The organism is Mannheimia indoligenes (assembly GCF_036880405.1).
Classification (GTDB): Bacteria; Pseudomonadota; Gammaproteobacteria; order Enterobacterales; family Pasteurellaceae; genus Mannheimia; species Mannheimia indoligenes.
The window spans coordinates 124,857-140,382 of the sequence record NZ_JBAJJM010000006.1 but is presented as its reverse complement, the minus strand read 5'-3'; the positions used below and the strand labels follow the sequence as shown (position 1 = coordinate 140,382).

The 15,526-nt window shown below is 39.6% G+C and carries 12 protein-coding genes and 2 riboswitches; of the genes, 7 read left to right on the top strand and 5 right to left on the bottom strand.

Annotation, left to right across the window (positions count from 1 at the left end):
• Positions 1-8 precede the first annotated feature (8 nt).
• The 4 genes from V6W77_RS04860 to V6W77_RS04845 all read right to left on the bottom strand — a co-directional run bounded on the left by V6W77_RS04860 (position 9) and on the right by V6W77_RS04845 (position 7,508).
• Positions 9-1,652: a site-specific DNA-methyltransferase gene (locus V6W77_RS04860; RefSeq protein ID WP_334253957.1), complete on the bottom strand. Its 1,644-nt coding sequence runs from the start codon at positions 1,650-1,652 to the stop codon at positions 9-11.
• Between the two features lie 137 nt (positions 1,653-1,789).
• Positions 1,790-4,276 (bottom strand): trimethylamine-N-oxide reductase TorA, encoded by a 2,487-nt coding sequence (gene torA / locus V6W77_RS04855; protein WP_334253956.1) that lies wholly within the window; start codon positions 4,274-4,276, stop codon positions 1,790-1,792.
• 18 nt (positions 4,277-4,294) lie between these two features.
• Positions 4,295-4,481, bottom strand: a riboswitch (molybdenum cofactor riboswitch).
• Positions 4,482-4,485: 4 nt separating this feature from the next.
• Positions 4,486-5,601, bottom strand: coding sequence for a NapC/NirT family cytochrome c (locus V6W77_RS04850; RefSeq protein ID WP_428981774.1), 1,116 nt, complete (start codon positions 5,599-5,601; stop codon positions 4,486-4,488).
• 167 nt (positions 5,602-5,768) lie between these two features.
• A complete protein-coding gene (locus V6W77_RS04845) occupies positions 5,769-7,508 on the bottom strand; it encodes a LuxR C-terminal-related transcriptional regulator (protein ID WP_334253955.1) in 1,740 nt (579 codons plus the stop codon).
• A gap of 162 nt (positions 7,509-7,670) precedes the next feature.
• Positions 7,671-7,833: riboswitch (molybdenum cofactor riboswitch) on the top strand.
• Between V6W77_RS04845 and moaA the strand changes: the two genes are divergently transcribed.
• The 7 genes from moaA (at position 7,822) to V6W77_RS04810 (ending at position 14,168) form a co-directional block, all read left to right on the top strand.
• Positions 7,822-8,844: a GTP 3',8-cyclase MoaA gene (moaA, locus tag V6W77_RS04840; RefSeq protein WP_334253954.1), complete on the top strand. Its 1,023-nt coding sequence runs from the start codon at positions 7,822-7,824 to the stop codon at positions 8,842-8,844. (Overlaps the previous riboswitch by 12 nt.)
• A 474-nt stretch (positions 8,845-9,318) precedes the next feature.
• A complete protein-coding gene (moaC, locus tag V6W77_RS04835) occupies positions 9,319-9,795 on the top strand; it encodes a cyclic pyranopterin monophosphate synthase MoaC (RefSeq protein ID WP_334235313.1) in 477 nt (158 codons plus the stop codon).
• Positions 9,788-10,033 (top strand): molybdopterin synthase sulfur carrier subunit, encoded by a 246-nt coding sequence (gene moaD / locus V6W77_RS04830; RefSeq protein WP_025235971.1) that lies wholly within the window; start codon positions 9,788-9,790, stop codon positions 10,031-10,033. Before moaC ends, moaD begins: the two co-directional genes overlap by 8 nt.
• Entirely contained in the window at positions 10,034-10,489 is a 456-nt protein-coding gene (gene moaE, locus V6W77_RS04825) for a molybdopterin synthase catalytic subunit MoaE (RefSeq protein ID WP_334253953.1), read from the top strand.
• Positions 10,490-10,505: 16 nt separating this feature from the next.
• A complete protein-coding gene (gene ybeY / locus V6W77_RS04820) occupies positions 10,506-10,988 on the top strand; it encodes an rRNA maturation RNase YbeY (protein ID WP_283385891.1) in 483 nt (160 codons plus the stop codon).
• A gap of 8 nt (positions 10,989-10,996) precedes the next feature.
• A complete protein-coding gene (locus tag V6W77_RS04815) occupies positions 10,997-12,865 on the top strand; it encodes a GNAT family N-acetyltransferase (RefSeq protein WP_334253952.1) in 1,869 nt (622 codons plus the stop codon).
• Positions 12,866-12,971: 106 nt separating this feature from the next.
• A complete protein-coding gene (locus V6W77_RS04810) occupies positions 12,972-14,168 on the top strand; it encodes an amino acid aminotransferase (protein WP_334253951.1) in 1,197 nt (398 codons plus the stop codon).
• A 56-nt stretch (positions 14,169-14,224) separates the two neighbouring features.
• Here the strand turns inward: V6W77_RS04810 and folC are convergent, their stop codons facing one another.
• Positions 14,225-15,526 carry a bifunctional tetrahydrofolate synthase/dihydrofolate synthase gene (gene folC / locus V6W77_RS04805; RefSeq protein ID WP_334253950.1) on the bottom strand — a complete coding sequence of 434 codons (1,302 nt, stop codon included), beginning with the start codon at positions 15,524-15,526 and terminating at the stop codon, positions 14,225-14,227.

Below are 15,526 nucleotides of genomic sequence, written 5' to 3'. Positions count from 1 at the left end.
TCCCACCATTAACGAGCTGTTACATCATACGGAATTTGTTTAAATGTAATTTTCTTTTCAGCTAACTGTGCCTCTCCTAAACGACAGGCTTCGCCATATACCACAATATCCATTCCCTGTTGCATAAATTCAGTAAAGTATGGCAACTCTGCCATTAATTTTCGTGTCAGCACATTACCGCTCTGCGGACGTTTATCGCCTAAAATTCCGTTATATAACAAATAGTAGGCTTTGCCGTTGAAAGTACCGACAAGCGGTGATTTTTCGGTATTTTTTTGCAAAGGGAAATGATTTTCCAAGTACCAAATATGAGCAGCTAAATCTTCAAAACGAATGTTCGGATTAAGTGAACCGAATGCGTCAAATACTTCCTCTCCTAATTCACAAAAGCGAAACGATCCACCACCTTGCCAACCTACCGCTTTTGAAATACCACCTTGTTCTCCCTCAATCACTTTTTTCAAACGAGGTACTACGTGGGTTTTAGCGTGTTCGCCAATCTCAATACCGATATAACGACGGTTCATTTTATGAGCAACTGCTGCGGTTGTACCTGAACCAAGAAAACTATCGAGGACAAGGTCGTGTGGTTCAGTCGATGTTTCTAATACAAATTGAATTAATTTTTCAGGTTTAGGATAATCAAATGAATCTTCTGCAATATCCTCACCAAATAATTCTAGATGTTCACTAGCAGAGTCTTCATTTGTTGCCATATCATAATGAGTTCGACTAATTAAATTATGAATTTTTTTCTTTTCCGCACTTCGTTCAAATACTCTCCTTGGTCGAAAGTCTAAACTTTTTATAATATAGTAATCACCGTTTTTTAATTGCTCATTAACACTGTTTTGGCTATACCGCCACTCACCTTCAATTTCTACCGTATTTTTATTCCATTGTTCTTCAATAATTAATTCTGAAATCAACGTAATAGAACTCGTTTTTTTAGAAAAAATAGCAGGCTTATATAATCCATCATTGTGTTTTTTAAATTTTATAGAATGGGGTGGGAAAACCAAAATTTCTCTTGGATTTCCAGCATTGTATAATGGATAGGTTTCATCACCTGAAGTCTCAAGGTAAGTTAAGTCATTTAATTTATTTTTGTTTTTTGCATAACAAAATAAATTATCTGTAACTTTACCAACTTTGCCTAAAAAAGATGGTTTCCTTTTCTTTTCCCAAATTAAGTTAGAAATGAAATTCTTCCGCCCAAAAATTTCATCGAGCATAATTTTTAAATAGTGGCTTTCGTTATCATCAAGCGTGATCCAAATTGAGCCATCTTCAGCAAGCAATTCCCGTAAAATTTCAAGACGCGGATACATCATTGAAAGCCAAACGGAATGCTCTAAATTATCATCGTAGTGGGTAAAGGCAGATTTTGTATTATAGGGAGGATCAATAAAAATACATTTGACTTGCCCGGCATAAAAGGGCAAAAGAGATTTTAAGGCTGATAAATTATCACCTTGAATAATTAAATTTTGCTTGACATTAGATAAGGTTTCAGCAGAAGCTGAGCTGTCGGCTGTCGGCTGTCGGGCAATATTATGCGAAAAATCCGGCAACTCACGCAATAGACAATATGGGGTTTGTTTGGCTTTTTTTACGGCTTCTTCTTTGCCGTACCAAGTAAGGGTTGTCATAAAATACACCTGAAAAAATAAAAGTGCATTATTGTAACAAGCGGTCAAAAAAATAGAAAGATTTGCAAAAAATTGAAGAAATATAACCGCTTGTAAGCAAAAAAGCACAGAGTTTAAACTCTGTGCTTTTTTCGCTATTAAGCCTCTGTGTATTTAGGCTCTTTAAAGACTGTTACTTCCGGTGCTTCGCCGGTGAATTTCTCAACTTGCACTATTGCAGTATTTGGAGAGTTACCCTGTGCCAGTTTTGATGTGCCTTCATCACGGGTTAGTACGTTAGGGCAGCCAAACTTACATAATGGTTTTTCGCTTTGACCTGCATCTGCCGGGTCATACCAAGCCCCTTCGTGAATAGCAACTGTTCCTTTGATAATACCGTCGGTTACGACTGCCCCGGCAAGAACCTGACCGCGAGCGTTAAATACACGCACAATATCGCCATCAGCAATGCCTCGGGCTGCTGCATCATCTTTGTGAATTAAAACAGGCTCACGATCTTTTACTGTATATTTACTACGCAGAGAGGTATGAGCCAGCTGACTGTGTAAACGGTAGTATGGGTGCGGTGTAACTAAAGCCAGTGGTGCTTCAGCGGTTACATTACCTGCATACTCTTCCGGTTCCATCCAAGTTGGGTGTCCTTTACAGTCATCATAGTTCATTTTTGCAACAACATCAGAGAAGATCTCAATTTTACCTGATGGTGTACCGAGTGGATTGAGTAATGGATCGTTGCGGAATTCTTCATAACGTACCCATTTTTTCGCTTTATCACTTACTTTAAAGGTAACAGGTTTATTTTCTGTCCAGAATTTATCGAAATTCGGCATAATAACTCTGTTTTTGCGGGCTGCATCAAAGGCAGATTGGTAGAAACCTTTGAGCCAATCCATTTCCGATTTACCTTCGGTAAATTTATCTTCTACACCGGCACGTTTAGAAAGCTCCGCAAAAATATCGTAATCACTTTTCGCTTCAAATTGTGGTTCAACCACCTGTTTCATTGGGAAAATATTCATCATTGAATAGTCGCCTGACATTGTTAAGTCATTACGTTCGTAACTTGTTGTTGCCGGTAATAAAATATCTGCCATACGAGCGGTTGGCGTCCAATAACATTCATTTACGACAATCAAATCCGGTTTTTGCCACGCTTTTACCATCGTATTCGTATCTTGATGATGAACTAATGGATTACCCCCTGCCCAGTAAATGACTTTGATATCCGGATAAGTAATTTCTGTTCCGTTATATTGAATGGTTTTACCCGGATTCAGTAACGCATCGGAAATACGGGCTAATGGGAAAGAGGCTTTTGAAGTATCATCTAACCACGTTTTTTCACCTACATCACCGCCTGCATTAGCTGAAATTGCCCCAACAATACCGCCGGTTGCTGTTGGCACACCGCCATTTGCATAGTGGTAACTTAAACCGAAACCGCCTCCCGGTAATCCGATTTGCCCTAACATTGAAGCAAGAGTAACTAACATCCAGTGAGTTTGTTCACCGTGTCTTTGACGTTGCATACCCCAACCGCCCATTAACATCGTGCGTTTTGATGAGAAATCAGCGGCTAATTGTTTAATTTTCTCTGCAGATACACCACAAATTTTGGCTGCCCATTCGGCATCTTTCGGTTGGTTATCGTTTTTACCTAGTAAATACTCTTCGAATTTATCATAGCCGGCAGTATATTTTTTCAAAAATGCTTTATCGTGTTTATCTTCACTTACTAAGGTATGTGCAATACCTAACATTAATGCAACGTCAGTACCTGTATTCACCGGGAGCCATTCTGCATTTAGATATTGAGCCGATTCATTACGTTCAGGGGTAATACAGATAATGCGTTTACCTGTTTCTTTGAATTTTTTGAAATATTCAATACCTTGTTGATCGGTTGATGTCCACGCATTACGTAGCGTTGTTAATGGGTTTGCTGACCAAAGCACGATAATATCGCTACTTTCAAGTAAAACTTCCCAGCTGGTTTGTTGCTCATATACCTCAATAGTACCAAGTACGTGTGGCATAATAACTTGAGCTGCACCGGTCGAATAATCGCCTTTTACCCCAACAAAACCGCCGGTTAAGTTCATATAGCGATGTAATAATGTACGTGCTGCGTGTAATGAGCCTGAGCTATACCAACCATAAGAACCTGCAAAAATACTGGTTGCACCGTGTGTATCACGGGCTGATTTTATTCCTCCGTGAACTAATTCAAAGGCTTTCTCCCAAGAAACTCGAACCCATTCATCACGTCCACGTAAGGTTGTATCTTTATTACCTTCTAAGTAGCCTTTACGCACCATCGGATATTTCACACGAGCTTCGCCGTGAACTTGATCAGCCACAACGTGCTGTAATTCATTTGGTACAGAAATATCAATAGCCGAATCAGATTTCACCACTTTTCCGTTCTCAACCACAACGGCTAATGGTCCCCAGTGAGCGGCAGTTAGAACCGCATTCATTTCAGCTGCTTTTGCACTGGTTGATGCTAATGCACCCACTACCCCTGTGGTACCGGTTGAAAAACCTGCACCGGCAGCTAAGCTAAGTGATGATTTTTTTAGAAAACCACGACGACTTACGTCAATATTGTCTTGCTTTTTCATAATAAACCTCATTTGAAGTTAAGTTAAAAATAGACACCTTTCTGAAGTCGAGTGGATAAACCATTTCTCGCTTATCCATTGGTAAAGTTGCTAGGTTTTTTTGCAAAATTTTCGCAAAAAACGACCGCTTGTTCCGCTTCTTTACGGCTTGCTACCATATCTCACCTAGAGACTTAGGTTCACAAGCTCGGTATCCTCTAAGTTAAAAATTAATGTGAACTGCCTGCAATATCTTTAGCGTTACGTTGTAAATAAATGGTTACTGCACGTACATCATCTGCAGACATTGAAGTACGATCTTTCATTGAATTAACTACACCGATCCACTGGTTAGCAGTATAGTGATCAGCTCCTATTGCTGCGTGGCAACCACTACAATGTGTTTGGTTTAAGTTATTGCCAAATTGATTTAAGGCAGCAATATTTGCAGTTACTGCGGTTTTTGGAACGGTAACTTCAAAATTCACTTCTTTCCAATTAGAGTTAGTTACATTATCGAAAACCGTTTTTACGATATTAACTTTACTTTGTGCTTCATCAGGTAATAGCGCAACCATAATGCGTTTGCCTAAATCCATATACACAACAGACTCTGCCCCTTCTTGTTGCCAACCATTAATAGTTGCTTTTAGCTGTTCGCCATCTTCTTTCCATTGATGCAATTCAGCATAAGGCAATAAGCGAATCTCGCCACCTTGTGTTAGCTGAACGGGCGTCATTGCAAGAGCATAAAGCGTTTTATCATTTGCGGTAAACTCTGCACCGTGTTTTGCTAATTCACCTGCAGCGGCTGCATTGTCCACTTGAATATCAGGCATAAAATGAGCAATACCTTTATGGCAATCAATACAGGTTTGATTTGTTTCTTGAGCAAGTTTATGCATTTTCTGTGCGGCTTCTTTTTGCTCTGAAAGCACCATTGCATCAAAACTATGGCAAGAACGGCAAGTCGCGGAATCTGTTTCTTTCATATCCTCCCACACACGTTGAGCCATCTCTAAACGGTGAGCCTCATAGGCTTCTTGGTCAGGCAATTTGTTGGTAACAAAGGTATGCCAAACATCTTTTAAAGCAACCACTTTTGCTTTGAAATAGTGCAAGCCATCTTGCGGTACGTGGCAATCTGAACACTCCGCCCGAATCCCTTTTCGGTTGGAGAAATGCACACTTCCTTCCCATTCTGCTTGCGGGTGAGCCATTGAATGACAGCTGACACAAAATTCAGTCGAATTCGTGGTTTTCATCGCATATTGCGAACCACCTAAAACGGCAGCACCAAGCCCCATAATGCCAATAAAAGCGGCTATTTTTTTCATCTTAGACATATAACTACCCCCACTAAAAAACGCTAAAAATTAAAGACGAAGGCATTTTATTAACTCATTAGAGTTATAAACAATAAGTAAAAATACGTATTAACTCAAAAGAGTTAATGAAGTTTGATCTAAGGCAAAAATAACAAATAAAAAAGGGAGAAAACTCTCCCTCAATATCATTTATAAGAAAACCAAGCAGGTAGCACAAATTGTGAATCAGCAAATAACTCAGGTGCAATTACCGCACTTCTGCCTTGCTGAATTTGATAGATAAGCTGTGGCAAGCTAATTGATAAGTCTTTTGTTTCCGGGTAAGTTAAACCGATTTGGCTATCGGTATTAAAATAATAAGTACCGTTTACGCCATAATGCGGTTGCTGACGAATAATATTCGAAACCGCTTTAAAATGACGGGAGGAAACACTTTGCTTCCAAGCATTTGCTAGAATATTAGCTTGATCATAAGCAATGCTGGCTTGTGAATAAGTGGGTTTTCGCTCGAATAACTGTTCATAACATTGGCAAAATTGCCGCCCTAAATAGTTATCGCTTAAGCCACTATTGGTACTCCACAATACTCCTTCGCAAGGTTGTTCGTGTGGCAAAAATGCAGAAGGTGCATAAATACTGTAAATAATTGCATTAGTCGGATTTTCAATAAAGGCTTGATGAAAATGGACAATATCTTCCGCAAAATAAGAAGCAAGTACGATAATAGAAGGTGAAATATTATGAATTTGCTGCATCAGATGTTGATAAGCAGCAGGCTCTTTTTCTAGCTCTACATATTCAATATTCCAACCTTGTTTATGCAAATTGTGCGATAAAGTATCGATACCAATATCCACTTTTTGCCATTTCACACTTACGATCATTACCGTTTTATTTTGCATAAAATCGGCATAATAATAACGGTAATATTGCAGAAAATTTAAAATACCCAAGCTATAAGTAACATCGCTCGCACACACTTGGAACATATTCTCAATTCGCTTATTTGGCAAATTCTGTGCAAGTTTATTTGAACCGCTATGAGTAGCAATATGTAAATAAGGAATGCCTTCGGTTGCAATGAGTTCGTGAACTTCGGGCAAATAACAAGCATAGGCGGTAGAAATCGCATCAACTTCTTGATCCAACAACGCATTATAAGCATTTAATATGCTGGATTTATCCTCTACACAAAAACCGGCAGTGGCAATTTGTACTTCTCGCCCATTAATACCGCCTTGCCGATTTATATTTTCTACCGCAAGTTGCGTACCATTAAGTAATTCTTTGGTATCAATTTGTCCAATCCCCTGTTCCACATAGGGTACACCAAGAATAATAGGGCGATGGCTATAATTATTAATCGAAAAAGTTGCAGGTTCATTCATTACAAGCGGTTGTTTTTTATTTGCAATTTGCAAAGCAAGTTGTTCGATTTTAAAAGTAGCAAGAATAGATTGTTCTAGCTTACCCGGTGTTGGTAAGCAGATTAAATGCTCTGTAATGGCAAAAACAGCCAGCAAAGTTCGACTTTCTGTTTTCGTTTTAGAGAAAATATTTTCAATATGTTTATCAACGGTACGCTTGCTGATATTTAATTCATTTGCAATTTCTTCATTACTCAATCCACTGCTGACTAACGTTAATAACTCAATTTCTCGCTTACTCAGTTCAAATGGTAATTTGCTCTGCTCTGCGTGTATTAATGTAAACTCTTGATGGCGTTTTAGCAGAACCTTGAGCCAATGCTGATGAGGCAAACAATAGAAAAAAGATAATGAAGTCTGCTCTGAATAAAGAAATGCTTGAGCATAGAGGCAGAGTTGTTCTAGCTGCGTTAAATACTCTACTCCAGCTTTATTTTCCCATTCTAAAATCTCGCCTTGCTTATTAATCAAGCAAGACCATTGATTATTTTCAGTCATTCTTTTTCCTAAGTAAAAAAATTGTCAAATTAAAATAACAAAATTACCTATTCAAAAAAATGATATAAATCAAACCAACCTGATTTAGTTATGATCTGAGCTTAAAATATACCACTATATACCTCTTGCTTAATCAGCATTCTCCCCCTACAATAAAACCAATTTTATTTAAGACTCCGAGCATTATTTCCTAACTCTAAAAATTAAAGACAAATTTTTGATATGGAATTTATGCCAGTAACAGCTTTGTGATTCAGCTGTTCAAAGGATAACTTAGAAATGGGTTGTCCTCTCGTGTTTAGAAAGGTGTCAAATGCAATCTATTATCCCAATTAAGAACGTGGGTAATGATATCTCTGGGCTTGTTGATCGCTTTCAGCGTCAATATACCTATTTGAGATTATCCGTTACCGATGTTTGTAACTTCCGTTGTAATTACTGCTTGCCTAACGGCTACCAGCCGCCTTCGCACAAGCAGACATTTCTGAAAGTGGACGAAATCCAACGTATCGCTAAAGCCTTTGCTAATCTAGGTACAGAGAAAATCCGTATTACAGGCGGAGAGCCGACTTTACGCAAAGATTTTGCCGAAATTGCTCATACCCTTTCACAAACTGCCGGCATCCGCAAAGTCGCCTTAACCACTAACGGCTACCGAATGGAGCGTGATGTTGAACTCTGGCAGCAAGCCGGTATTACCGATATTAACGTGAGTGTTGATAGTTTAGATACTCGACAATTTCAACTGATTACAGGCGAAAACAAGCTGCAATCCATTTTAAACGGCATTGATAAAGCCTTTGAAATTGGCTATAAAAAAATCAAAGTCAATGCTGTGTTAATGAAACAATACACCGCCCACGAGTTAGATAAATTTTTAGCGTGGATTAAAGATAAACCGATTCAAATGCGTTTTATCGAGCTGATGGAAACCGGCGAAATGGACAGCTTTTTCAAAGAGCAGCATCTTTCAGGGCAATCTGTGATGGAGCGTTTGTTCAGAGAAGGCTGGCAGCTACAACCAAAAGCAGTATCTGATGGTCCGGCTAAAGTGTTATCCCACCCAGATTACAAAGGCGAAATCGGTTTGATTATGCCTTATGAAAAGAATTTCTGTGCCTCGTGTAATCGCCTGCGAGTGTCTGCCTTAGGAAAATTACACCTTTGCTTATTTGGCGAAGAAGGGATTGATATTCGGGATTTATTGCAGTCAGACGATCAACAATTACAGCTTGAAACTCGCTTGAAATCGGCTTTACAAGGTAAACGAGAACACCACTATTTGCATATTGGGGATAGTGGGGTGAGGAATAATTTATCCAGTATCGGTGGATAACAACCACCAAGCGTTGTTTCTGTTACTTTTCTTTGCTTCGCCAAAGAAAAGTAACCAAAAGAAAGGCGACCCGAACTTCGTTTGGTTGCGATTTCTTTCACGGAAAATTTGTAAACTCGCCGCAAGCGGCTCAAACAGTACAAATTTTCCTAGAAATCGCAAGTCGCTCAGACGGGCAAGCGGTGCATTTATCACGATTTTTTGCAAATTTTTAGTTCAATTTAACCGCTTGTAACGCTCCAACGGGTTCCCTTCTGAACCGCCTGAGCGACTTTGAATTTGTAGGAAAAATTGAGTGTTTGAGCCAACGAAGTTGGCGAGTCTTCAATTTTTCCGTCAAGCAAATTCAAATAAAGCGAAGACAGCGGTGAAGTAGGGTGTGCTTTCTTTGGTTACTTTCTTTGCACAAGCAAAGAAAGTAACAGAAAAACCTACGATATTAATTTTTTACCTAAATTTAAAGAGACAAAATAAATGACCAACTTCACCCACATCAACCAAAACGGCGAAGCCAATATGGTTGATGTTTCAATGAAACAAGAAACCGTCCGAGTGGCTCGTGCCGAAGCTTATGTACGAATGAACCCGGAAACCTTGCAGATGATCATCAGCGGTAACCACCATAAAGGCGATGTTTTTGCCACCGCTCGCATTGCCGGTATTCAAGCAGCAAAAAGAACGTGGGAACTCATTCCGCTTTGCCACCCACTACTGCTTTCTAAAGTGGAAGTGCAGCTTGAAGCGTTACCTGAAACCAACCAAGTTCGCATTGAATCACTTTGCAAACTCACTGGAAAAACTGGTGTAGAAATGGAAGCCTTAACCGCAGCAAGCGTAGCCGCTCTGACTATCTATGATATGTGCAAAGCCGTGCAAAAAGATATGGTAATTGAAAATGTTCGCCTATTACATAAAAGCGGCGGTAAATCAGGAGATTTCAACGTTGATTAAAGTATTATTTTTCGCTCAAGTGCGTGAACTTGTGGCAACCGATATGTTAGAAGTGCAAGCCAATTTCACTACGGCAGAAGAATTGCGTGAACATTTAAGCCAACAAGGCAAAAAATGGCAACTGGCATTGGAAAAAGGCAAATTATTAGTGGCAATCAATCAAACTATATCCCCACTAGACAGCCCGATTAAAGATGGTGATGAAGTCGCCTTTTTCCCACCGGTAACAGGGGGCTAAATGAACTCCACCTTAATTGAAGTACAAGAAAGAGAATTTGACCAAAACCATATTTACCGTTGGTTAAGCGAACATCATTCTGTTGGAGCAACCACACTTTTTATCGGCAAAGTGCGTGAAATGAATTTGGGAGATAATGTTTCAGGCTTATATCTTGAACACTACCCTGCAATGACGAAAAAAGCCCTACAAGAAATTGTAGATGAAGCTCGCACCCGTTGGGATATTCAGCGTGTTGCGGTTATTCACCGCATCGGACAACTCCACACCGGCGATGAAATTGTGTTGGTGGGGGTAAGTTCGGCTCATCGAGGCGATGCCTACCACGCCAATGAATTTATTATGGACTATCTCAAAACCCGAGCTCCATTTTGGAAACGTGAGCAAACTCAAGAGGGAGAACGTTGGATTGAAGGGCGTGAGAGCGATCAACAAGCGGTCGAAAAATGGCAATAATTAGCAAAGGATAAAAATGGAAAATTTATATATTGATTTGCAGATCGCCTGCGAAAACATCGAAAACTTACCAAGCGAACAACAATTTTATACTTGGGTACATAAAGCCCTAGCGGTTGAAGCCAAAACAGACGATTTCCCCGAAAGTGAAATCACCATTCGTATTGTAGATGAAGCCGAAAGCCACGAGCTGAATTTAACCTATCGAGGAAAAGATAAACCGACCAACGTGCTTTCTTTCCCATTTGAAGTACCAGAAGGCATTGAAATGCCATTACTAGGCGATTTAATTATCTGCCGTCAAGTGATGGAAAAAGAAGCTGAAGAACAACAAAAACCTTTAGAAGCTCATTGGGCTCATCTCGCTATTCACGGCACACTTCATTTACTTGGCTACGATCATATTGAAGAAGGTGAAGCGGTTGAAATGGAAAGCCTTGAAACGGAAATTATGCAAGCATTAGGCTATGAAGATCCGTATATTTCAGAGAAAATTTAAATAAAACAATGCGTTCGCTAGTTATTCTTACAAATCCACACACTTTTAGCCTTGCTCAACAAGGCTATTTTTACATTCCTGAAAATCACTCTTTTAAAGCTATTCCCTTTTCTAACGCAAAATCCATATTAGGAAACGAATACCCTTTTGCCATTTATGAGATGCGGACGGAAAACGGCATCAATTTTCATCTTGCGGCATTTGCCATTCTCGCCGGCACAATTCAAGAAAACGGTACTTTATTTTTGCTTTGTCCCCAGTGGAATAATTTAGAACACGAATTAGATTTCGATGCGTTACGTTGGAACGAAAATCACGCTATTGCCTGCCCGAATTTCTATCAGCATTTTAAACAATTAGTGGAAAAATTTGGTTTTGAAGTTAAGGCTGACTTGCCTGAGTTACCTACTACAAGCGGTCAAATTTCCTCAAAAATTGACAAATTAACGGAAGAACAGCAAAATATTTTGCAAAATCTGCCGCTTGATAATGCTAATATCCATTTAATTACTGCCCCTCGTGGACGTGGGAAATCCACTTTAGCAGGTTTGCTTGCTACAGAACTAGCAAAGCAGCACAATGTATTGATTACCGCTCGCTCTTTATCTGCTCTTCCGAGTTTTTGGCGTTCTGCTGTGCAACAAATCCCATTTTTCGCTCCTGATAATTTAATTGAGCGAATCAAAAACAAAAGCATTTCCCCTAATCAATGGCTATTTATTGATGAAGCCGCCAGCTTACCTTTGCCGCTCCTAAAGACTCTTTGTGATTATTTTGACAAAGTCATTTTAATCACGACTACGCAAAACTATGAAGGCACAGGGCGAGGGTTTGAGCTGAAATTACCGAAGATGTTAAATAAGCCGTTCAAGCATTGGACATTATCTCAGCCGTTACGGTGGGGCGAGAATGACTCCCTTGAGCAATTTGTGGCTGAATTGCTATTGTTAAATGACGATATCGTAGGGGCGAATTGCAATTCGCCTTTACAATCAACAAATATTGCTAACCAAATTGCCTTTTACAACCTGCTCGCCACCGCCCACTACAAAACAACCCCAACTGATCTACGCCGATTGTTTGATGGCGAGCAGCAAATTTTGTATCCAAAATATCAAGATAATCAGCTTATCGGTGGTATTTGGGCGGTAAATGAAGGCAATTTAGATGAAAATCTCACGCAAACCATTTGGTTAGGCGAACGTCGTCCACAAGGCAATTTGGTGGCTCAATATCTCTGCTTTCAAGGCAATCTGCCACAGGCGTGTCAATTACGTTCGGTACGGATTTCCCGTATTGCGGTTAAGCCTGAATGGCAAAATCAAGGCATTGGCAAGCGGTTAATTTCTGACTTTATTTTGCAAAATGCAGATAAAAAACCACCGCTTGATTTTATCTCTGTCAGCTTTGGGCTGACTGCTCCACTCTACGCTTTTTGGCAATCTTGTGGTTTCCGGCTGGTGCAAATTACACCGAATAAAGAAGCAAGTAGTGGCTACCGCAGTGCGATGATGATTTACCCGATTTCGCAGCAAGGCAAACAATTTAGCCAACAAGCTACCCAAGCTTTTGCCAGAGATTTCGCTCTTCAACCGTTTTTCACGGAAATTTGTGAGGAATTGCAAAATTTCGAGCAATTTCAACCGCTTGTAGAGATCTCTTTAGATGAGCGTGATTGGCAAAATTTAACCGCATTTGCAAATGGAAAGCGAGCCTTGCCTGCTGTTTATATTAGTTTAAAACGTTTATATTTATCTGCTCCGCAAACGCTGAACTCACTTGCTGTTTTTAACGAACATCAGCAAAAATATTCAAAAGTAGAAATTGAAAAGTATCGGAAAATTGTGAAAACATACTTAAAAAGTGTAAATCATTAAAATAATTTATGGCTTAACTTAATTTTTTTATGCTTTCCCTCTTGCTAAATTTTCCATTTAGCCGTATAAATTCACTGTTGTTTTTTAATTGTTAAGAGGATTTCCAATGTCAATGTTCAGTCATATTCAAGCAGCACCGGCAGACCCAATTTTAGGTTTGGGCGAAGCATTCAAAGCCGACACCCGTGAAGGCAAAATCAATCTTGGAATCGGTGTTTATATGACCGATGAGGGCAAAACCCCAATCGTTAAAGCGGTGAAAGAGGCGGAAAAACGCTTATTAGATACCGAAACAAGCAAAAACTACCTCACTATTGATGGCGTTCAAGCCTTTAATGCGGCAACACAAGCTTTATTATTCGGTGAAGGAGCTGAAGTGATTACCTCCGGTCGTGCAAAAACGGCTCAAAGCTTAGGTGGCACAGGGGCATTGCGTATTGCCGCAGAATTTATTAAACGTCATACTAATGCGAAAAATGTGTGGATTTCTACCCCAACGTGGCCAAACCACAACGGTATTTTTGATGCGGTTGGTGTGAATGTAAAAGGTTATCGCTACTACAATAAAGACACCAACGGATTAGACTGGGATAACTTAATTGCAGACTTAAGCCAAGCAGAAGCAGGCGATGTGGTGTTATTACACGGCTGCTGCCACAACCCGACAGGGATTGACCCAACGCCGGCACAGTGGGAACAACTTGCAGCATTATCCGCAGGAAAAGGCTGGTTACCGTTATTCGATTTTGCTTATCAAGGTTTTGCAAACGGTTTAGAAGAAGACGCTTACGGTTTACGTGCCTTTGCGAAAAACAACCGTGAATTATTAGTGGCAAGCTCATTCTCTAAAAACTTCGGTTTATACAATGAGCGTGTAGGTGCATTTACCTTAATTGCGGATAACGCAGATGATGCTAACCGTGCATTTACGCAAATCAAATCGATCATTCGTGTGCTTTACTCTAACCCGTCAGCTCACGGTGCAAGTGCGGTTGCAGTGGCATTAGCTGATCCTGAACTGAAAGCATTATGGATTGAAGAGTTAGATGAAATGCGTAACCGCATTAAAGATATGCGTACGCAATTAGTGGCAAAATTGAAAGAGAAAGGAGCAAATAAAGATTTCTCATTCATTACCGAACAGAACGGTATGTTCTCATTCAGTGGCTTAACGCCTGAACAAGTAGATAAATTAAAAGATGACTTTGCTATTTATGCAGTGCGTTCAGGTCGTATCAATGTTGCCGGTATTACCAGCAAAAATATTGATGCGTTAGCAGAAGCAATTGTAAAAGTGCTTTAATCTACTAAAAAACAAAAGGCGAACATAAGTTCGCCTTTATTTTCGCTTCAATTTGATTATTGTTCTAACCAAAGCATAAAATCGGCTACGGTATGGAATGAGCCAAACACCAGGACTATATCTTGCTTGGTTGCTTTCTCAAATAATACAAGGCTTGCTGTTGCCACATTTTCATAACTACAAGCGGTCGAATTTGGTAAAACTTTTACCAGTTTACTCAACACAGCTTCACCGCTTTGCCCTCGCCAGCAATCTAAACCAGCACAATGCCATTCATCAATCAAATGTTCTAACGGCTCAACAATACCTGATAAGTCTTTATCTTCCAATGCACTAAATACCGTATAGATTTTTTGATTTGTTTGCTTTAACTCTGCAAGTTTATCTGCCAAATAACGAGCAGCGTGTGGATTATGCCCCACATCAATAATCACTTTTGCAACCGGTTTTCGTCCTGAGAATTTCTCAAAATCCTTATCCGTTAGCGTTTGGAAACGCCCTATCATTTGAGCTTCAAGAAAGGCTTCTCGGATAATTTGCTCATCAATTTCAACGGGTAATTGCATTAATGCCGCAAGTGCTGTACCTGCATTTGGGATAGGAATTAATGGCACAGGTAAATCTTTAAAGGATCTTTCTTTAGAAGTCCAATGAAATAGATTGTTTTTAATTTCAAACTGCCAATCTTGATTTCGATAAAAAGCGTTACAGCTTAACGATTCTGCAATTTCTCTAATGGAATTAGGACAATCCGGCTCACCGATAATCACAGGAATCTTTTCACGGAAAATGCCTGCTTTTTCACGCCCGATATCTTCTCTGTTATCACCTAAAAAGGCAACGTGGTCAATGTCGATAGAGGTAATAATCGCAAGGTTTGAATTAACAATATTAGTAGCATCTAAACGTCCACCTAAACCGACTTCTAAAATCACAATATCTAATTGATTTTGCTTAAATAATTCAAAGGCAGAAAGTGTGCTAAACTCAAAATAAGTGAGTGAAGCGGTCTTTTTTTCATTAATTTTTGCAAATGATTGAACGTGATCGCTATCTGGCAGAAGATTGCCATTAACTCTTACCCGTTCATTATAATGAATTAAATGTGGCGAAGAATAAACACCGACACGAAAACCTGCTTTTAATAAAGCAACTTCCAATAATCGACAAGTTGAACCCTTGCCATTTGTTCCTGCAACGGTTATTACATAAGGTGCAGGATTAAGTAAATCCAACGCTTTTGCAACGGCTGTAATACGCTCCAAGCCCATATCAATCGGTTTACTGTGGGCTTGTTCTAAATAGGAAAGCCACGTCTCCAAAGAATCCGTGGCTTTAGGGGTAATTAATGTATTCAT

Excerpts from the sequence above, each read along its gene's own strand:
- V6W77_RS04815 (WP_334253952.1), top strand. The coding sequence starts at position 10,997 with ATGCGTTCGCTAGTTATTCTTACAAATCCACACACTTTTAGCCTTGCT.
- folC (WP_334253950.1), bottom strand. The coding sequence starts at position 15,526 with ATGAATACATTAATTACCCCTAAAGCCACGGATTCTTTGGAGACGTGG.
- moaC (WP_334235313.1), top strand. The coding sequence starts at position 9,319 with ATGACCAACTTCACCCACATCAACCAAAACGGCGAAGCCAATATGGTT.
- moaE (WP_334253953.1), top strand. The coding sequence starts at position 10,034 with ATGAACTCCACCTTAATTGAAGTACAAGAAAGAGAATTTGACCAAAAC.
- torA (WP_334253956.1), bottom strand. The coding sequence starts at position 4,276 with ATGAAAAAGCAAGACAATATTGACGTAAGTCGTCGTGGTTTTCTAAAA.
- V6W77_RS04810 (WP_334253951.1), top strand. The coding sequence starts at position 12,972 with ATGTCAATGTTCAGTCATATTCAAGCAGCACCGGCAGACCCAATTTTA.
- V6W77_RS04850 (WP_428981774.1), bottom strand. The coding sequence starts at position 5,601 with ATGTCTAAGATGAAAAAAATAGCCGCTTTTATTGGCATTATGGGGCTT.
- moaA (WP_334253954.1), top strand. The coding sequence starts at position 7,822 with ATGCAATCTATTATCCCAATTAAGAACGTGGGTAATGATATCTCTGGG.
- V6W77_RS04860 (WP_334253957.1), bottom strand. The coding sequence starts at position 1,652 with ATGACAACCCTTACTTGGTACGGCAAAGAAGAAGCCGTAAAAAAAGCC.
- ybeY (WP_283385891.1), top strand. The coding sequence starts at position 10,506 with ATGGAAAATTTATATATTGATTTGCAGATCGCCTGCGAAAACATCGAA.
- V6W77_RS04845 (WP_334253955.1), bottom strand. The coding sequence starts at position 7,508 with ATGACTGAAAATAATCAATGGTCTTGCTTGATTAATAAGCAAGGCGAG.